Here is a 17,767-nt window from a genome sequence, read left to right as displayed (position 1 = left end):
AGTGTTCGTTGTCGCTTGACATATATTAGACGTGACTTAATTAGCAAGTGCTAATGGAAAACGAAGTGCTTCTCGCCCCCGCACACCTCGCCACGTTCGAGGCGAATGCCGCGAATGTCGCAGAGCTGCTCAAGGCGCTCGGCAACACGCGCAGGCTGATGGTGATGTGCAAGCTGGCCGAACGCGGCGAGATGCGGGTTGCCGCGCTCGCAGAGGAGGTCGGCCTGTCGCAGTCCGCCCTGTCACAGCATCTCGCGAGGATGCGGGCCGAAGGCCTGGTCGATTTCCGGCGAGAGGCGCAGACGGCGTGGTACCGGATCGCCGATCCGCGCTGCCGCACGCTGCTCGCCACCCTTCACGATCTCTATTGTCAGGAGTGAGCGCGATGGATGCGACGACGATTGCGCTCACGCTGCTTTCGGGGGGAGTTATCGGCTTCGTGCTGGGGCTGGTCGGCGGCGGCGGGTCGATCCTTGCCGTGCCGCTGCTGGTTTACGCCGTGGGCATCGATTCGCCGCATGTCGCGATCGGCACCGCTGCCGTCGCCGTGGCGCTGAATGCGCTGGTCGGCCTGATCGGGCACGCGCGCAGCGGCAATGTCCGCTGGAACTGCGCGATCAGCTTCGCGCTCGCCGGGTCGGCAGGGGCGGCGCTGGGCGCGGAAGCGGGCAAGGCGTTCGACGGGCAGCGATTGCTCGGCCTGTTCGGCGGGCTGATGATCGTGGTCGGGATGCTGATGCTGCGCAAGCGCCGCGGGGTGGAGAACGCGCAGGTCCGTATGACCCGTGCCAACGCGAAGCAGATGCTCGCGCGGATCGTGCCCACGGGGCTTGGCACCGGGCTGCTCGCCGGTTTCTTCGGCATCGGTGGCGGGTTCCTGATCGTGCCGGGGCTCGTGTTGGCCACGGCGATGCCGCTGACGTTGGCGATCGGCAGTTCGCTGGTCGCGGTCACCGCCTTCGGGCTGACCACTGCCGGGTCCTATGCGCTCTCGGGTCTCGTCGACTGGGTCGTGGTCGCCTGGCTGGTGGCCGGGGGCGTTGCGGGGAGCGTGCTGGGGCGCGGAGTCGGCACGAAGCTGGCTGGCCACAAGCGCGTTCTGGAGGTCGGTTTTGCCGTTCTCGTCGCGGCCATCGGCCTGTGGGTCATCGCCGGATCGCTCGGCTGGCACGGCAGTTGATCCCGGCGATCTTCGTACAGGCGGAACCGCTCGCCCCTCCTTTCGTCTGACAGGGCAGAAGGAGATTTATCGAATGGCAAATGTGAGCACCGGCAGCGCGAAATACGAAGGCTTCGGCAAGGACGGCAAGGGCCACGTCTCGACCGGATCGGGCGCGCTCGACAACCAGCCTTACGGCTTCAACACGCGGTTCGAGGGTGCGCCAGGGACCAACCCCGAAGAACTGATTGCCGCCGCGCACGCCAGCTGCTTCACCATGGCGCTGTCGTTCCAGCTGGCGGGCAAGGGCCATTCGGACGGCACGATCGAGACCACCTGCAAGGTGACGCTGGAGAAGATCGGCGACGGCTTCACCGTGACCAAGTCCGCGCTTTCGGTAAAGGGCGGCGGCGAAGGGCTCGACAAGGCAACCTTCGAGGAATGCGCCAAAACCGCGAAAGAGAACTGCCCGCTGTCGCGGCTGCTCGACACCGAAATCACGCTGGAGACCGAGTTCACTGGCTAACCTCGCGCGGGCGCGGCGCTAGAAGTCTTCCAGCGTCGCGTTCGCGCAGGGGTCGTTGGCGCTGCTGGCGTCGTCGTGGTGGCCCAGCTGCGTGACCAGCAGGAAGCCGCCTACCACCAGCACCACGAAGAGCGTGGTCAACGGCACCAGGTACTTGTCGATGAAGATCTTGATCGGCGCGCCGAACAGGCGGAACAGCACACCCACGGTCATGAAGATCAGCCCGCGCCCGGCAATGCTCGCGATCAGGAACGTCGCGAAGTTCATGTGCACGAACCCGGCGGTGATCGTCATCAGCTTGTAGGGGATCGGCGTGCTCGCGGTGGTGAACACCGCCCAGCCGCCATTGGCGTTGACCGTGCAGGCCGCCCACGGGAAGATGTCGGCATAGCCCAGCTTGGTAATCAGCCACAGCCCGATGCTGTCATACAGCAGCGCGCCGATCGCATAGCCGAACATGCCGCCGACGACCGAGGCGGCGGTGGCGATCAGCGCGAAACGCACCGCCTTCTTCGGCTCGGCAAGGCACATCAGCCCCAGCAGCGGGTGCGGCGGGATCGGGAAGAAACTCGATTCGACGAAGGCGAACAGCGCCAGCCACCACTGCGCGTGGGGATGCGCCGCCTTTTCCATCGTCCAGTTGTACAATCCGCGCAGCATGGCCGCTCCCTCGCCCGTGTTGCCGCCGCTTAGGCGAGCCCGCGAACCCGCGCAAGCAACCGCATTCGCAGCTAAATCACCATATGGGTTATTTTATGATTGACATCGCGACGCTCTTTGGTTAGAGAAGCGGAACATCGCGATGGTGCGAACGGCCCGGACGGCCAACGCCCCCCGCAGCGGCCTACGCCAGATTTCGAGGCGCTCCTTTTATGACCAGCAATATGCGCACTTCGCTCCCCGCAAGGGCGAAGCGCAAGAACGTGCGCTTTACCGATGCGCAGAAGGCGGCCGAAGGCGAAGGCCCGGTCAACAAGCACTGGCGGACCTACTTCCTCCAGAACCTCGCCGCGACTTCCAACGTCAGCGCTTCGGCGAAGAAAGCGGGCATCTCGCTCAGCCGGGCATACAAGACGCGGCGCGAACATGCCGACTTCGCCGCCGCGTGGCGCGCCGCGCTTTACGAAGGATACGAACATCTGGAGATGGAAGTGCTCGCGTGCCTGCGGGGCTACGATCCGGAGCGCAAGCTCGACATCGCCAACGCGATCCGCCTGCTGGCGGCGCACCGCGCCACGGTGGCGGAGGAGCGTGCACGGCGCGGCGGGCGGGACGAGGCGGCAGTGTTCGCCGCGCTTGACCGCAAGCTCGACGCGATCCGCGCACGCCGCCTTGCCAAGCCGGCGCAGGCTCACGCCGATGAAGCCTAACCGGCTCGATGATCTCGCCAACCTGTCGGATGCCGGGCGAGCCGACTGGTACGCCTCGCTGAAGGAGGACGAAGCCGACGCGCTTGGCCTGTACTGGCGCCTGTGGGCGCGGGCCCAGCAATTGCCGCCGTTGGGCGAATGGGACACCTGGCTGATCTGCGCCGGTCGAGGTTTCGGCAAGACCCGGGCGGGGGCAGAGTGGGTGCGCGCGATCGCGGGCGGCGATCCCGAAGCGCGCATCGCGCTCGTCGGGGCGTCGCTGGGCGAGGTGCGCAGCGTGATGATCGAGGGCGAAAGCGGTATCCTCGCGGTGTGCGCGCCGGATCAGTCTCCGCTGTGGGAACCCTCTCTGCGGCGACTCTCATGGCCGGGCGGCGCGCGCGGCTATTGCTACTCTGCCGCCGAGCCCGAATCCTTGCGCGGTCCGCAACACAGCCATGCGTGGTGCGACGAGATCGCCAAGTGGGACAATGCAGGCGAGCGTGCCACGGCGGCGTGGGACAACCTGCAGATGGGCCTGCGGCTGGGCGAACACCCCCGCGTGGCTGCCACCACCACGCCGCGCGCCGTGCCGCTGGTCCGGCGATTGCTGGAGGGAGGCGAAACGGGCGATGTCGCGGTAACGCGCGGGACGACATGGGACAACGAGGGCAACCTGCCCGCCCGCTTCGTCAACCGGATGCGCCGCCAGTTCGCCCGCACCACGCTGGGGCGGCAGGAACTCGACGGCGAACTGCTGACCGATATCGAAGGCGCGCTATGGACCCGCGCCATGCTGGAAACGTGCCGCCAAGCTCCCCCTCCCCTTCAGGGGAGCGAGCGGGGCTGCCGTCCTGTCCCCCGGACAGGATCGGCGGGCGCCCCGCTGGGGGGTGGGGCCGACAAGGCCTCAAACCCCACCCGCATCGTCATAGGCGTAGATCCCCCCGCCAGCGCCCACGGCGACGCCTGCGGGATCGTAGTCTGCGGCGTGGATGAGGAAGGCCTCGCGACCGTCCTCTCCGACGAAAGCGTCGAACGCGCCTCACCCGAGAAATGGGCCCGCGCCGTTGCCCGTGCCGCCGAGAAATGGCAAGCCGACCGAGTGATTGCCGAAGCCAACCAGGGCGGCGCGATGGTCGAAAGCGTGCTGCGCGCAGGCGAAGTCTTGCTGCCGGTCAAGCTGGTCCACGCCAGCCGCGGCAAGGCCGTCCGCGCCGAGCCGGTCGCCGCGCTCTACGAAGCAGGCCGCGTACGCCACGCCGGGCTGTTTGCGAAGCTAGAGGACCAGCTATGCGGGCTTATCGTAGGCGGCGGCTACGAAGGCCCGGGAAGATCGCCCGACCGCGCCGACGCGCTGGTCTGGGCGCTGACCGAGCTGATGCTGGGGCGAAGCGGAAGGCCGCGGGTGCGGGGGATGTAAACCAACTAGTCACCCCGGACTTGGGCAGAGCAGGAGGCCAAAAATCATTAGTTTTTAGCGATTTGTGGACAAATCGATAAGTGACTCATTCACCTCAGAAAATTCGATTTGCTCCCATGTGAGCAATGTGCAAAATGCGGTTATCGGAAATATCCGATGGTGGTAGCCGCCCTACCGCTCAGTCTAGGTTAGAATGAGAACGACAACTGGTTGGGCCAGCGCCGGGTGTGAGCAGTCACGTGCTCCTCCCGGCCGAACCGCCAGCGCTTATAAGAACGTACAAATACGCGCTTCATAAGCCACCGCCTTTCTTTATGCAGGGTTGAGCCTGCTCTCCGGAAGGCACGCTTGCCTCCGCCGCCGTTCAGAGGCGCGCGGTCCGGAAAAAAGACGGTAGGACGACTACCGATTCGCATCATCGGCTATCAGGCCGGATTCGCGCAATATAAAAATCTCATTTTGTTCTTGTTGCTGGGGATAACGTGCCGCGTTGTCGCCTCGACAGGTCACGCCCTCTGAAAATCGAAGGGAACCCCATGTCCTTCCTCAATACCATCACCTCCGCCTTCAAGGGCGGGGGGAGCGCCCGTGTGCCTATTGCACGCGGGTTTGCCTCGCCCTGGGCTTCGGCCTTCGAAATGCGCGGACAATCCGCACCACCGTTCGACTATGCCACCAGTCTGGAGGCCGGATACGCCTCCAACCCGGTCGCGCAGCGGGCGGTGCGGATCGTGGCCGAGGGGGTGGGGGCCGCGCCCGTCTCCACCGATGCGGACGAACTGCTCGCGCTGGTCACCGCGCCCAGCGCGGGGCAATCGCTGGTCGAGAGCATAGCCGCGCACCTGCTGCTCCACGGCAATGCCTTCATCCAGATCCTGAAGGACGCCAGCGGCAGGCCGGTCGAGCTGTTCGCCTTGCGGCCGGAGCGGGTGACGATCCGCCAGCGCGCCGACGGCTGGCCGGAAAGCTTCGCCTATCACCTCGGCGCGCAGACGCATGTGATCCCGCTGGAGGACGAGGATGGCTGGCCCGAGCTGATCCATCTCAAATGCCTCAATCCGGGCGACGATCACTATGGCGCGGGCGCGCTCAGCGCCGCCGCGCAGGCCATCGCGATCCACAACGCGGCGAGCCGCTGGAACCATGCCCTGCTGGAGAATGCCGCGCGGCCCTCGGGCGCATTGGTTTATCAACCCGGTGACGGGCAGGGGTTGACCGCCGACCAGTTCGAGCGGCTGAAGGCCGAGCTCGCCAGCGCCTTTCAGGGCAACGGCAATGCGGGTCGCCCGATGCTCCTCGAAGGCGGGCTCAGCTGGCAGAGCATGGCGCTCTCTCCCGCCGATATGGACTTCGCGACGCTCAAGGCGGCGGCGGCGCGCGACATTGCGCTCGCCTTCGGGGTCCCGCCGATGCTGCTCGGCCTGCCGGGGGACAACACCTATTCCAATTACCGCGAGGCCAACCGCGCGCTGTGGCGGCTCACCCTGCTGCCGCTGGCCGACAAGATCTTCGGCGGGATCGCGCAGGGCATGGCGCCGTGGTTCGAGGACGCCTCGATCGCGGTCGACCTCGACCGGGTGCCCGCACTCTCCGAAGACCGCGAACGGCTGTGGAAGCAGGTCAGCGAAGCGGATTTCCTCACACCCGAAGAACGCCGCGCGATGCTGGGGCTAGAACGGCCAAAGTGATGGCACTTCGCCCCGATAATTCTCGGCGAAGCTGCACTCGTGGCGGTCGTAGTGGTAGCTTCCACCGCTATCCAGACAGGTATCTGCTGCCCAGAATCCTGCCGATTGCAGGTATCCCAGATACGCCAAGACGGGTGCGGCCAGGACCACCGCCACGATCAGCAATCTGCGCAAATTCGACAATCTCTCGCCCCCTCGGCGGGCCAGTCTTGCCGCATCTCAAGAGGCTAGTGAACCCATGACCAACGAAGACATGCTCGCCGCGCTGCTGGCGCAGGCGCGTACCGAGGGTGCCGAACTCGTCACCCTGCGCGCCATCGCGGAGGAAGCGGGCGAACTTGGTGCCAACCGTGCGCTGGTGCGCATCGGCCTGTCGGACGAAGCCGCGTCGGGCGATATCGACGAATTGCGCGAGCTGTTGCAGGCGTGGCGCGATGCCAAGGCGAGCGCGTGGAAGGCCGCAATCGAGTGGCTGGTGCGCGGGATGTGCGCGCTGCTGCTGCTCGGCATTGCGGTGCGGCTCGGCGTGCCGGGGCTGCTGAAGTGAGTGTGTCGACGTTTGCCCGCGTTCTCCCCTCCCTTGGGGGAGGGGCCGGGGGTGGGGGTACGGCCTCGATTGCTCACGCAGAACCACCTCCCCTCGATCCCCTCCCCGCCGGGGAGGGGAGGATGTTGCGGATCGCCGGATACGCCGCGCTGTTCGATATTGCCGACGCCGCGCGCGATACCATTCGTCACGGGGCCTTCGCCGCCACGCTCGCGCGACAACGCGAGCCGCTGCCGCTCTACTGGCAGCACGATCCACGCCGGAGGATCGGCACGGTTGAACGGATCGAAGAGGATTCGCGCGGGCTGAGGGTCGTCGCGCGGATCGACCGGCCCGCCAGCCGTGCCGCTGCGCTACTCGCTGCGCGCTCCGTCAGCGGGCTCAGCTTCGGATACCGCGCCACGCAGGCGCGCCACGGCCCCCAAGGCCGCGAACTTTTGGCGGTCGACCTTATCGAAATCAGCCTGGTGACGCACCCGCTACAGCATGGCGCGCGGGTCCATCTGATCGCCTGACGCGCGGGCTATTCGAAGCCCCAGTCCTTGAAGATCGCGTCGAGCCCGACGTCGATCCCACCCGTATAGTCGCCCTTGTCGAACTTCGCGGCCATCGCCTTGGTCGTCGGGTCGGTGAAGGCTGGCCGGAAGGTTTCATCGCCGACGAAGAATATTTCGCGCTGGTCGATCGCGATCACGATCGCCGGTGCGCCCTTTTCGAAGGCGAGCTTCCCGGCGGACAGGGCGTGATCGTTTCCGCTGAAACTGTCGACGAACATGAGCTCGAACGGTCCGGCGTTGTAGTCATTGAAGAACTTGTCGACCTGCGCCTTCAGCTTCGCCTGCGTCGCGGGATCATGCAGCCCGGACCAACCCGCCTCGGCGGTCGCGCTGGCGGTCGGGGTGGGTGTCGGTGCGGCATCCTCGGTTACAGGCGCACCATCCGCGACGGTCGATTCTTCGGTCGCTGCATCATCGCTGGCCTCAGACGGCGCGCCGCATCCGGCGAGCGCGGCGGTCAAAATTACGGCCATGAATGCAGTCTGCAGTGAACGGATCATCGCTTCGGTCTCCCCTTCCTCAACGGTCGGTGGAGCGTAGGTCCGGGTCCGCCACCGGTCAAATCGAGCCAGAAATGCCTTCCCCGGGCGCGCCGTGTTGCGGGCGCGCCTCTCGCCATCCTGCCCTCCCTCCAAGAAAGGTGAACTGCCCCATGGATATCCAGACCCCGATTACCGACCCCGCCACCGATCCGCTCGACGCCAGCTTCGACATCGTCGCGCGGCAGGATGCGCTGGAAGAAAACGTCGCCACGATCCGCACCGACCTCGACGAAGTGAAGGCCCGCGTCGACAAAATCGGCCGCGCGGCGCAGCGCCCCGCGCTCGGCACAGGCGACAGCGCACCTGCCGAGGTGAAGGGCTTCGTCGACGGCTACCTGCGGCGCGGTGCGGTGCACGAGATCAAGTCGCTCTCCGGCACCGTGCCCTCCGATGGCGGCTACGCGGTCCCCCGCCAGATCGACGCGATGATCGCCCGCGAGTTGACCGACATCAGCCCGATCCGCGCCATCGCGCAGGTCGTGCAGACGGGCACCGCAGGCTATCGCAAGCTCATCTCTACCGGTGGCACCGCGAGCGGCTGGGCGAGCGAGATCGGTGAGCGCGACGCAACCGACACGCCGACCTTTGCCGAAATCGCCCCGCCGACGGGCGATCTCTACGCCAACCCGGCGGCATCGCAGTCGATGCTCGACGATGCGGCCTTCGACCTCGAATCCTGGCTGGCGAGCGAGATCGCGATGGAATTCGCCCGCGCAGAGGGTGCAGCCTTCGTCAATGGCAGCGGCACCAACCAGCCCAAGGGCTTCCTCAAGGCGACCACCTCCACGCTGGGCGACGGTTCGCGCGCCTTCGGATCGGTGCAGTATATCGGCACGGGCAGCGCGACCGGGCTCGGCGAGGATCCCGACCTGACGCTGATCGACCTGGTCCATACGCTGAAAGCCGGCCACCGGCAGGGCGCTGCTTTCGTGATGAACTCCGCTACGCTGGCCGAAGTGCGCAAGCTCAAGACCGTCGATGGCGCGTTCCTCTGGCAGCCGGGCCTTGTCGAAGGCCAGCCCGATCGCCTGCTCGGTTATCCGGTGGTCGAGGCGGAGGACATGCCCGACATCGCGGCGGACGCATATCCGATCGCCTTCGGCAATTTCCGCCACGGCTACCTGATCGCCGAACGCAGCGCCACGCAGGTGCTGCGCGATCCCTTCAGCAACAAGCCCTTCGTCCACTTCTACGCGACCAAGCGGATCGGCGGACAGGTGCTCGACAGCGCAGCGATCAAGCTGCTGCGCATCGAAGCGTAGTTCGTTTGCGTCCTCAAGCGCCGGGCGCGGGCCATCCGGCCCGCTTGGCTGCGGCCTAACCGGCCCCTCGGCTGGCTGGCAAGCCAGCCGCTCAGGAAAGGCCGCGCAGTCGCGCTCTGGCTGCCGCGACTTGAGGCAAGACGCTGAGCCACTCCGCATACTGATACGGTGCCCCGCTCCTCTCCCGAGATGTGGGCCTCCGTGCGCCCGCGCCGCTGCTGCACCTCCGGCTTCTCCCCTGGCCGTTCGAGGACACTGCGGCGCGGGCGCCTTCCTTCACACGACAATTCAGGAGACCGCCCATGACCCGCATGGTGTTGGCTACCGGCGATCTCTCGCCCGCGCTGGCAGAGCTGAAGCACTGGCTCGGCATCACCCGCAGCGCCGACGATGTGCAGTTGACCGCGCTGATCGGTGCCGGGGTGGAGGCGTGCGAGGCCTTCACCGGCCTCACCCCGCTGGCCGCGACGGTCGAGGAAAGGTTCGATGCGAGCCACGAGTGGGCAAGGCTCGTTACCCGGCCGATTGCGCAGGTGGCCGGTGTGGAGATGCTCGATGCCGACGGCGCACGCGCGCTGCTGGGCGATGACGAATACGATCTGCACCTGTCGGGCGATGGATCGGCGCAGCTGCGTTTACGGCGCGGGCCGTTCGTCAGCCGCGTGGTCGCGACGCTGGAAGCCGGGCTCGCGACGGACTGGGCGCACCTGCCCGATGGCCTGCGCCACGGCATCCTGCGCTTCGCCGCCTACCTCCACCGCGAAGGCGAGGCCTCGCTCGCCGAACCCCCGGCAGCCATCGCCGCGCTGTGGCGCCCGTGGCGCGTGGTGAGGCTCGCATGATCCGCGTGCGTGTCCCGGCATTGGACCGGCTGGCTCTCGCGCTCGAACGGCGCGCGCTGCGCAGGCTCGACGCGCGTGCCCGCGCCGTGCGGCTCGACGGCCACGGCTGGCGCTCGCCCGCCAAGCTCTGGCCGCATTTCGGAGACGACTGATGGAGACCGCCCTGCGTAGCGCGCTGATCGACCACCTGCGCGCCGATACCGCGCTGATGGATACCATCAACCTCGTCGACGAGGCAGAAATCGAGCGTGCCTACGCCCCTTGGCTGGCACTGGTGGCCTCGGCTGCAATCGACTGGAGCACCAAGACCCACGCGGGGCGCGAAGTGCGTGTTGCCTTGGAACTGCGGCTGCACGGCGACGATCCTGCCACCGGGATCGATATCGCCGGATTGGTCGATGCGCGGGTTCTCTCGCTTCCGGCGGCACAAACCGGCTTCCGTGTCGTCAGCGCCCAGTTCCTGCGCGGCCAGACCCAGCGCCGGGACCGCAACGCCCGCGCGATACTTCGCGAATACCGCTTCCGCATCCTCGAACACACTCACCCCTGACCCGTTCGGGCTGAGCCTGTCGAAGCCCTGTTCTTTTCTTCCAGAAGTGCAGCCCTTCGACAGGCTCAGGGCGAGCGGAATTGTCCAGAAAGGTCCCCTGCCATGACTGCCCAGAAAGGCTCCGCCTTCCTCCTCAAGATCGGCGACGGTGCCGCCCCGCCCGCCTACGAAACCGTCGCCGGGCTGCGCACGACGCAGATGTCGATCAATGGCGACAGCGTGGTGGTGACACACAAGGATTCGGGCGGCTGGCGCGAATTGCTGTCGGGCGCGGGCACCCGCTCGGTCTCGGTCAGCGCGGGCGGCATCTTCCTCGGCTCGCAGGCGGAGGCGCGCGTGCAGGCGCACGCCCTCGCCGGGACGATCGCCGACTACGAATTGTCGTTCGAGGATGGTGCGCGGCTGCGCGGGCGTTTCCTCGTCCAGCGGCTCGACTATTCGGGCGATTTCAACGGCGAGCGTAACTACACGATCCAGCTCGAAAGCTCGGGCGCGGTCGCGCCGGTATGACTGCGGAACAGGTCCGGGGTGACGCCCCCTATCCGCCCCCCAACCCCCTTCGCGGCGAAGCGGCGATCCGTATCGCGGGCGAGGTGCGAACCTTGCGCCCCAGCTTCGCCGCGCTGGTTGCCGCCGAGGAGGAGCTCGGCCCGCTGTTCGCGCTGGTCGAGCGGGCGGGCAATGGCGAGCTGCGCCTGACCGAGATCGCCGCGCTGTTCTGGCACTGCCTCGAATCGCGCGACGGCCTGACCCGCGAGACGGTGGGCGAGGCGATCCTCGCCAACGGGCTCGCCGCCAGCACGAAGCCGCTGCGCGCGCTGCTCGCCGCGATCCTCCAAGGCCGCTGATGAGCGATTTTCGTTCGGGCGTGCCCCCGCTCGCCGCGCTCGCCGCGCAGGCGCTCGGCTGGCCACCCGATGCCTTCTGGCGCGCCACTCCGGCGGAGCTTGCCACCGCGCTCGGGCCCATCGCCCCGCAGCTGGAGGGCATGACCCGCAGCGATCTCAAAACCCTGATGGAGCGCGACGCCGATGCCTGATGCCGTAGACGAAATGATCATCGACGTGCGCGCGAGCACGCAGGGCTTTGCCGAGGACATGGCGCAGATGCGGCGCGACCTCGATGGAGAGCTGGTGTCAGGGTTCGCCCGCGCAGGCGACGTTCTCGAACGTGGATTGCTCACGGCGATCCGGCGCGGGAGCCTGGGTTTCGAAGACCTGCAGGCCAGCGCGACCAAGGCGATCGACAGGGTCGCGGCACAGGCGCTGAAGCTCGGGCTGGGCCAGATCTTCGGGCCGAACGATCCTATAGGGCGGGTGTTCAACAGCTTCGTCGGCGGCATTCTCGGCCTGCCGGGCCGCGCGACCGGTGGTTCGGTGTGTGCCCAGCGCGGCTATCTGGTTGGCGAGCGCGGGCCCGAACTGTTCGTACCGCCCACCGACGGGCGCGTTGTGCCGGTGGCGCAGGGCGGCGGAGCGAGGCGGGTGGACGTATCGATCCAGATCGCCGCGCCTGCCGGGACAGCTGCGCCGGTCGCGCTCGAACGCTCGTCCCGCCAGATCTCCGCCGCCGTGCGCCGCGCAATGGAGAATTCGTGATGTCCTACTGGCTTGCCTCGCGCCGCAGGGGGCAGGAGCACGACCATATCCAGCGCTTCGATCCGCGCTTCTGGACGGTCAATTTCCCGCGTCCGATGATGGCGAGCGTGGTCACCACCGCGCCCGACGCGCTGCGCGTGACCTGCGAGTTCCACCATAAGGGCGAACTGGCGGGGCTGATCTGGGAGAGCAAGGACACGCTCGACCACTCGCTCCACGCCTATGCAACCGACCGCGACTATGCGCACACGGTCCTCTCCTTCAGGTGGCGCAGCGGCGGGCTGATCGCGCTCGACGCGGTCAATGGCCCGACGCTGACCATCGAAGGACGCGACGCCAGCGGTACGCCGCGCGCGTGGTATGTCCGCCTGTGGAATTATGCGAAAGGATCGCCCGAGGATGCGGTAGTGACGCTGCCGTTCTCGAGCCTGGAAAGCGGCTTTTCCCTCCCCGGCGCGCCGATCCACCCGTCGGATATCGACCGGATGTTCATCTCGCTCGTCCCTCCCGGTTATGTCGCGGGCAGCGACGAAGCGCTTGCCGCACAGGCCGATGGCTGGGTCGAGCTGAGCAATATAACCTGCGACGGCGCACGCGCGATGCTCGAGATCGGCGACTGCATGCTGCCCGAACATGGCGAGCAGATCGCTACCGCCTACGACGACTGCTTCAACCAGACCCCCGCGCGGCTGATCCGCCAGATCCGCCATCTCGGCTATCGCGGGCGGGTGGTCCACTATGTCGGGATGAGCCACTATTTCCGGCTCGAACCGCTGGGTGGCGGGCATTATGTCAGCCTGGCGGGCGGCGCGCTCAACGATGCCTGTGCTGCGTGGCACCGCGCTTTCGCCGAGGAAGCGGCAGCGGCAGGGTTCGAGCCGATCTGGTCGCTCTCCTACGAACTGCTCGACGCGCATTGCTGGAACGACTGGAAGCAGCGCAGCGCTGATGGCTCGCCTGCACAGACCGGATGGGAGCCGCCCTCCGCGCTGCTCTCGCCCGCGCATGCAGGGGCGATGGGTTATCTGCGGCAGGTTGCGGCGGCGTTCGTGCAGATTGCACGCGATGCGGGCCTGCCGGTCCGCTTCCAGATTGGCGAGCCGTGGTGGTGGGTGATGCCGGGCAGCTTCGCACCGTGCCTGTACGACGATGCCGCGCGCGCTGCATTCGGCGGCGATCCGCCGCTCATCACCGACATGCGAGCGAGCCTCGACACCGCGCAGATCAACCTGCTGGACGAGGCCGGGGCACTCCTCGCCGCGTCGACCGCCGCGCTCGCGCAGGCGGTGCGCGATGCGGCTTCGGGTGAAGCGGAGGTGCTGCTCCTCGCCTTCACGCCCACGATCCTCGACGGTCAGACGCCGGAGCTGGAGCGCGCCAATCTGCCCACTGGCTGGGCCTACCCGGCGTTCGACCGGTTGCAGCTGGAAGATTACGACTGGCTCACCGCCGGGGCCGAGGCGCGCCGCCGCGCCGCCTACGCGCATGTCGATGCACGGCTGGGCTACCCGATCGAGCGGCAGGATTATTTCGCAGGCTTCGTGCTGAATGCGGAGGATGCCGCAACCTACTGGCCGCGCATCGATGCCGCGCTCGACGAAGCAAAGGCGCGCGGGATCGCGCACCGATACGTCTGGGCGCTGCCGCAGGTCGCGCGCGACGGATACACGCGGCTCGCGCCGCCTCCAAAGCCCGAGGACGAAATGCAGGCATTCGACGACGTTTCCTACCCGCTCGCGCTCGGGACCGATGCCAGCGCGAGCCCCGAATTCTCGACCACCGTGCTGGTCACAGCCTCGGGACACGAGCGGCGCACTGCGCAATGGGCCGACGCCCGTTTACGCTTCGACGTGGGGCCCGGCATTCGCTCCGAAAGCGAGCTGGCGACGCTCGCCGCATTCTTCCGCGCGCGTCACGGCCCGGCGCGGGGCTTCCGGCTCGCCGACCCGTTCGACCACTCGTCGAACGGTGCCACCGGTGCCCCCTCAGCGACCGACCAGTTGCTCGGCACCGGAGACGGCGAGACCACCCGCTTCGCGCTGGTGAAGCGGTACGGCGAGGGGGCCGAGCCGCAGGTGCGGCGGATCACACGTCCGCGTTCGGGTAGCGTCATGGTGTCGGTCGGCGGCGAAGCGACGTCCGCCTTCACGCTCGATCCGCTGGGTCAGGTGATCCTTGATGAAGCACCCTCCCAGGGCATCGAAGTGCGTGCAGGCTTCCTGTTCGATGTGCCCGTACGCTTCGCGGAGGATCGCCTCGCCCTGAGTGCGGCAGGCTTCGCCGCGGGCCAGGCCCCGAGCGTGTCGCTGATCGAAATCAGGGAAGCGGCATGAGCGCGGCTGGGTATGCCGACCATCTCGATACGCAGGCGTTCTTCTGGCGGATCGAGCGGCGCGATGGGGTGACGCTGGGCTTCACCAGCCATGACCGCGACCTCCGGCTGGGTGGAGTGGCGCTCCGCTCGGCCCCGGGAATTCACCCCGCCGCGCTGCGCCTGACCACCGATATTGCGGGCGATGACGCACAAATGGATGGCGCGCTGACGCACGACGCGATTTCGGCGGACGATCTTGCGGCGGGCCGGTTCGACGGCGCCGCCGTCGATGTCGGCACGATCGACTGGCAGAGCGGCGCGGCGCGCGTGCTGTTTTCGGGCTCGATCGGAGAGACCGAAGCGGGCGCGGAAGGGTTCTCCGCACAGCTCCGCTCGCTCAAGGCAGCGCTCGAGTTCGATCCCGTTCCGCGCACCAGCCCCGGCTGCCGCGCGCGCTTTTGCGGGCCCGGTTGCAACCTCTCGCCCGCCCGCTTCACGGTCGAGGCGGTCGTAACCGCAATCGACCCTGCTGCCGACGCAATCGCAGTGGCCGGGATAACTCCGGCGGACTTCGTTTTCGGCGAGCTTCGCTGGCTCGATGGCGCAGGTGTCGGATTTCGCCACGCGATCATCGCGCGGGACGACAATTTGCTGATCCTCGATGCGTCGCTGCCTGCTGGGGTGGTCGAGGGCACGCGCGTGCAGCTACGCGAAGGTTGCGACAGGACCATCGCGACCTGCGCAGCCCGCTTCGCAAATGCGCTGAATTTTCGTGGCGAGCCCTTTCTGCCGGGCAACGATCTGGTCGCCCGATACCCGTCGCAAGCCTGATGGAACGGAACATCGCGCTTGCCACCGCGGCGGGCGAGCTGGCCGGCACGCCGTTCCGGCTGCAAGGGCGCGATCCGGCGCATGGTCTCGACTGCATCGGCCTGGTGCTGGTCAGCCTGGCCCGGATCGGGATCGAGCTGCACCTTCCTGCGGATTACCGGCCGCGAAGGCGGCGGTTCGAAATTCCGGACGCAGCCCTGCAACGCGCCGGGCTGGCAAGCGCCCCAGCCCCTTACGTCGCGGGCGACATCCTCCTCCTGCGGACCGCGCCCGTGCAGGTCCACCTCGGAATCGTGCGCGACGCGGGCTGGGTCATCCATGCCCATGCGGGACTGGGCCGGGTCGTTGCCCAGCCGCTGTCAGAAAGCTGGGCCGTCGCTGCGGCGTGGCGCTTCGTCACAGAAACTGTCCCAAAAGGAGACATCGAATGGCCACGCTGATCCTTTCCGCCGTCGGCACGGCCGTGGGCGGGCCGATTGGTGGCGCGATCGGCGCGCTGGTGGGCCGATCGGTCGATACCCGCATTATCGGTCGGCCGAGCCGCCAGGGTCCCCGCCTGACCGAACTGGCGGTGACGACCTCCAGCTACGGGCAGCCGATACCGCGCATTTTCGGCAAGATGCGCCTGCCCGGCGCGATCGTCTGGGCGACCGATCTGCAGGAAAGCAGCGAGACGAGCGGCGGCAAGGGCCAGCCAAGGACAACCACTTATAGCTACGCGATTTCCTTCGCGGTCGCGCTTTCCAGTCGCCCGATTTCCGGCATGCGGCGGGTCTGGGCGGATGGTTCGTTACTTCGGGGTGCGGCAGGCGATCTGAAGGTCGGCGGGACCATGCGGCTGTACCGGGGCCTTGGCGACGAGGCAGCCGATCCGCTGATTGCCGCAGAACTTGGCAGCCATGCGTGCGGTTTTCGCGGGCTGGCCTATGTGGTGTTCGAAAACCTCGATCTCGCCAGCTTCGGCAACCGCATTCCCGCGCTCAGTTTCGAAGTCGAAACCGGCGATGGCGCGCTCGATCTGGTCGACTTCCTCGACGACGCGATACTCGCGCCGGGGGCATCGGTGCCGCTCGATGGCCTCACCGGGTTCGCGGATGAGGGCGGGACGCGCGCCGATCTGCTCTCGCATATCTCGGGCGTGTTTCCCCACATCTCTACCGCGACCGAGGACGGGATCGGTCTGGCAGCCATGCCGGACACCGCCTCGTCGGTTCTGCCACCGGCCATCGTGGGACGCGTGGACGAGCACGCCCTGCCCGCCGTGACCCGCCGTCCGGTCGATCCGGACGCGCCCGCAGCGCTGCGATATTACGATGCGGCGCGCGACTACCAGGCTTCGGTCCAGCGTGCCCCGGGAAGCGGGGCGCAGGGCTCAACAATCGAATTTGCCGGTGTCTTCGGGGCGGGCGACGCACAGTCGCGGATCGCCCAGTTGCGCCAGAGCGCGCATCGCCTGCGCGAATGGCTATCCTACCGCATTGCCGAACCGACGTCCGGGTGCGCGCCGGGACAGGCGGTGTATCGCACAGGCGATGTGCGTAGCTGGCTGGTCCGCGGTTGGGAATGGCACTCCGGCGGCGTGGATCTGATGCTGCAGCGTATTGCAGCCCGTCGCCCCATCGGCGCGGTGGCGGACCCGGGTGCGGCGTCTGTGCCCCTCGATGCGCTCCCGGGCACGCTTCGACTGCGCTATTTCGAGATGCCGTGGGATGGCACAGGCGCAGGCAATGTGCCGCAGCGCTATGCCGCCGTCAGCCAGACCAGCTCTCGCGCATCGGTCACGCTTTCGGGCGTCGAGCACGATTCGCTTATTCCCCTGGGCCTGTCTGCGCGCGGTTCGGCTGTTCTGGGCGAAAGCACCGTCGATCTTGCGGCGTCGGCCGCGCTTGTTTTCGAACCCGCCGCGACCCTCGGGATCGCACTGTCGTCGGGGCAGGCCCAGCTGCAATCGGTTGATGAAAGAGCCCTCCTCGATGGCGCGAATCGTCTGCGCATCGGGGAGGAGATCGTCCAGTTTCGCGTTGCGGAGCCTGTGGGAGACGGGCATTGGATGCTCAGCGGCCTGCTGCGCGGTCGGGGCGGGACCGAGCATTTTGCCGCGTCCGGACACCCGGCGGGCAGTCCGGTGATTCTGCTGGACCGGCAGTTGCTGGCGCTGCCCGCGAACAATTACGACGAGATTTGCGGCGAGAGCGGCCTTACAGGTTCCGCTCCGGTGTACGCACAGCTTGAGTCTGCGGGGTCGACCTTGCGCCCGCTTGCGCCGGTGCATCCTTCCGTCTGTGCGACCCCCGCCGGCGATCCCGAGTGGCGCTGGATACGGCGCGCAAGAGGATCGTGGCGATGGCTGGATGCCGTCGACGTTCCGCTGGCAGAGGAACGCGAAGCGTACCGGATCGGGCTTGGCCCCGTGGCCGCACCCGTTGCGCAATGGGAGGCGACCTCGGCCTCGTTCTCGCTGTCCGCCCCGCAATGGGACGCGCTGCGGGCGGCGCATCCCGGTGCCCAGATGTGGGTCTGCCAGGTCGGCAGCCACGCCGTCTCGCTTCCCACCCTGCTTCCCTCCTGACCCAAATCTG

The 17,767-nt window shown here is 67.5% G+C and carries 22 protein-coding genes; 20 read left to right on the top strand and 2 right to left on the bottom strand.

The window, feature by feature from the left end; genetic code table 11:
* Positions 1-53: 53 nt before the first annotated feature.
* The 3 genes from AAG591_RS06940 (at position 54) to AAG591_RS06930 (ending at position 1,685) form a co-directional block, all read left to right on the top strand.
* Positions 54-380 (top strand): ArsR/SmtB family transcription factor, encoded by a 327-nt coding sequence (locus AAG591_RS06940; protein ID WP_342530362.1) that lies wholly within the window; start codon positions 54-56, stop codon positions 378-380.
* Between the two features lie 5 nt (positions 381-385).
* A complete protein-coding gene (locus AAG591_RS06935) occupies positions 386-1,180 on the top strand; it encodes a sulfite exporter TauE/SafE family protein (RefSeq protein ID WP_342530361.1) in 795 nt (264 codons plus the stop codon).
* A 73-nt stretch (positions 1,181-1,253) separates the two neighbouring features.
* Positions 1,254-1,685: an OsmC family protein gene (locus AAG591_RS06930; RefSeq protein ID WP_342530360.1), complete on the top strand. Its 432-nt coding sequence runs from the start codon at positions 1,254-1,256 to the stop codon at positions 1,683-1,685.
* 18 nt (positions 1,686-1,703) lie between these two features.
* Here AAG591_RS06930 and AAG591_RS06925 read toward each other — a convergent pair whose 3' ends face one another.
* Positions 1,704-2,345: a YqaA family protein gene (locus AAG591_RS06925; RefSeq protein WP_342530359.1), complete on the bottom strand. Its 642-nt coding sequence runs from the start codon at positions 2,343-2,345 to the stop codon at positions 1,704-1,706.
* A gap of 212 nt (positions 2,346-2,557) precedes the next feature.
* Here AAG591_RS06925 and AAG591_RS06920 point away from each other — a divergent pair, with 212 nt between their 5' ends.
* From AAG591_RS06920 to AAG591_RS06900, 5 genes are all read left to right on the top strand, one after another.
* Positions 2,558-3,055, top strand: coding sequence for a hypothetical protein (locus AAG591_RS06920; protein ID WP_342530357.1), 498 nt, complete (start codon positions 2,558-2,560; stop codon positions 3,053-3,055).
* Positions 3,045-4,457, top strand: a complete 1,413-nt coding sequence (locus tag AAG591_RS06915; RefSeq protein WP_342530356.1) for a DNA-packaging protein — start codon at positions 3,045-3,047, stop codon at positions 4,455-4,457. Before AAG591_RS06920 ends, AAG591_RS06915 begins: the two co-directional genes overlap by 11 nt.
* Positions 4,458-4,993: 536 nt before the next feature.
* Positions 4,994-6,145 (top strand): phage portal protein, encoded by a 1,152-nt coding sequence (locus AAG591_RS06910; RefSeq protein WP_342530354.1) that lies wholly within the window; start codon positions 4,994-4,996, stop codon positions 6,143-6,145.
* 238 nt (positions 6,146-6,383) lie between these two features.
* Positions 6,384-6,692 (top strand): DUF6127 family protein, encoded by a 309-nt coding sequence (locus tag AAG591_RS06905; protein ID WP_010409669.1) that lies wholly within the window; start codon positions 6,384-6,386, stop codon positions 6,690-6,692.
* A gap of 122 nt (positions 6,693-6,814) precedes the next feature.
* Positions 6,815-7,207 carry an HK97 family phage prohead protease gene (locus tag AAG591_RS06900; RefSeq protein ID WP_342530353.1) on the top strand — a complete coding sequence of 131 codons (393 nt, stop codon included), beginning with the start codon at positions 6,815-6,817 and terminating at the stop codon, positions 7,205-7,207.
* 8 nt (positions 7,208-7,215) lie between these two features.
* Here AAG591_RS06900 and AAG591_RS06895 read toward each other — a convergent pair whose 3' ends face one another.
* Positions 7,216-7,749 carry a TPM domain-containing protein gene (locus AAG591_RS06895; protein WP_342530351.1) on the bottom strand — a complete coding sequence of 178 codons (534 nt, stop codon included), beginning with the start codon at positions 7,747-7,749 and terminating at the stop codon, positions 7,216-7,218.
* 152 nt (positions 7,750-7,901) lie between these two features.
* On the opposite strand from AAG591_RS06895, the gene AAG591_RS06890 reads away from it, so the two are divergent.
* The 12 genes from AAG591_RS06890 (at position 7,902) to AAG591_RS06835 (ending at position 17,757) form a co-directional block, all read left to right on the top strand.
* The gene (locus AAG591_RS06890) at positions 7,902-9,053 is read left to right on the top strand and encodes a phage major capsid protein (protein WP_342530350.1); all 1,152 of its coding nucleotides are present in this window, start codon (positions 7,902-7,904) and stop codon (positions 9,051-9,053) included.
* 302 nt (positions 9,054-9,355) lie between these two features.
* Positions 9,356-9,895 carry a head-tail connector protein gene (locus AAG591_RS06885; protein ID WP_342530349.1) on the top strand — a complete coding sequence of 180 codons (540 nt, stop codon included), beginning with the start codon at positions 9,356-9,358 and terminating at the stop codon, positions 9,893-9,895.
* Positions 9,892-10,047 carry a hypothetical protein gene (locus AAG591_RS06880; protein ID WP_342530347.1) on the top strand — a complete coding sequence of 52 codons (156 nt, stop codon included), beginning with the start codon at positions 9,892-9,894 and terminating at the stop codon, positions 10,045-10,047. The genes AAG591_RS06885 and AAG591_RS06880 overlap by 4 nt, the downstream gene beginning before the upstream one ends.
* The gene (gp17, locus tag AAG591_RS06875) at positions 10,047-10,445 is read left to right on the top strand and encodes a tail completion protein gp17 (protein WP_342530346.1); all 399 of its coding nucleotides are present in this window, start codon (positions 10,047-10,049) and stop codon (positions 10,443-10,445) included. The genes AAG591_RS06880 and gp17 overlap by 1 nt, the downstream gene beginning before the upstream one ends.
* Before the next feature lie 102 nt (positions 10,446-10,547).
* Positions 10,548-10,955, top strand: a complete 408-nt coding sequence (locus tag AAG591_RS06870) for a phage major tail protein, TP901-1 family (RefSeq protein WP_342530344.1) — start codon at positions 10,548-10,550, stop codon at positions 10,953-10,955.
* Positions 10,952-11,293: a gene transfer agent family protein gene (locus AAG591_RS06865; protein WP_342530343.1), complete on the top strand. Its 342-nt coding sequence runs from the start codon at positions 10,952-10,954 to the stop codon at positions 11,291-11,293. Before AAG591_RS06870 ends, AAG591_RS06865 begins: the two co-directional genes overlap by 4 nt.
* Positions 11,293-11,484: a phage tail assembly chaperone gene (locus tag AAG591_RS06860; RefSeq protein ID WP_342530341.1), complete on the top strand. Its 192-nt coding sequence runs from the start codon at positions 11,293-11,295 to the stop codon at positions 11,482-11,484. The genes AAG591_RS06865 and AAG591_RS06860 overlap by 1 nt, the downstream gene beginning before the upstream one ends.
* Complete coding sequence (locus AAG591_RS06855) at positions 11,477-12,043, top strand: tail tape measure protein (RefSeq protein WP_342530340.1); 567 nt, start codon at positions 11,477-11,479, stop codon at positions 12,041-12,043. Before AAG591_RS06860 ends, AAG591_RS06855 begins: the two co-directional genes overlap by 8 nt.
* Positions 12,043-14,376: a DUF2460 domain-containing protein gene (locus AAG591_RS06850; protein ID WP_342530339.1), complete on the top strand. Its 2,334-nt coding sequence runs from the start codon at positions 12,043-12,045 to the stop codon at positions 14,374-14,376. The genes AAG591_RS06855 and AAG591_RS06850 overlap by 1 nt, the downstream gene beginning before the upstream one ends.
* Positions 14,373-15,188 carry a DUF2163 domain-containing protein gene (locus AAG591_RS06845; RefSeq protein WP_342530338.1) on the top strand — a complete coding sequence of 272 codons (816 nt, stop codon included), beginning with the start codon at positions 14,373-14,375 and terminating at the stop codon, positions 15,186-15,188. Before AAG591_RS06850 ends, AAG591_RS06845 begins: the two co-directional genes overlap by 4 nt.
* On the top strand, positions 15,188-15,628 hold the full coding sequence (locus AAG591_RS06840; protein ID WP_342530337.1) for an NlpC/P60 family protein: 441 nt from the start codon (positions 15,188-15,190) through the stop codon (positions 15,626-15,628). The genes AAG591_RS06845 and AAG591_RS06840 overlap by 1 nt, the downstream gene beginning before the upstream one ends.
* Positions 15,616-17,757 (top strand): GTA baseplate fiber-binding domain-containing protein, encoded by a 2,142-nt coding sequence (locus AAG591_RS06835; RefSeq protein WP_342530336.1) that lies wholly within the window; start codon positions 15,616-15,618, stop codon positions 17,755-17,757. The genes AAG591_RS06840 and AAG591_RS06835 overlap by 13 nt, the downstream gene beginning before the upstream one ends.
* Positions 17,758-17,767 lie beyond the last annotated feature (10 nt).

Source organism: Citromicrobium bathyomarinum (genome assembly GCF_038594485.1).
Taxonomy (GTDB): domain Bacteria; phylum Pseudomonadota; class Alphaproteobacteria; order Sphingomonadales; family Sphingomonadaceae; genus Alteriqipengyuania; species Alteriqipengyuania bathyomarina_A.
This window is presented reverse-complemented; position numbering and strand designations above follow the sequence as displayed.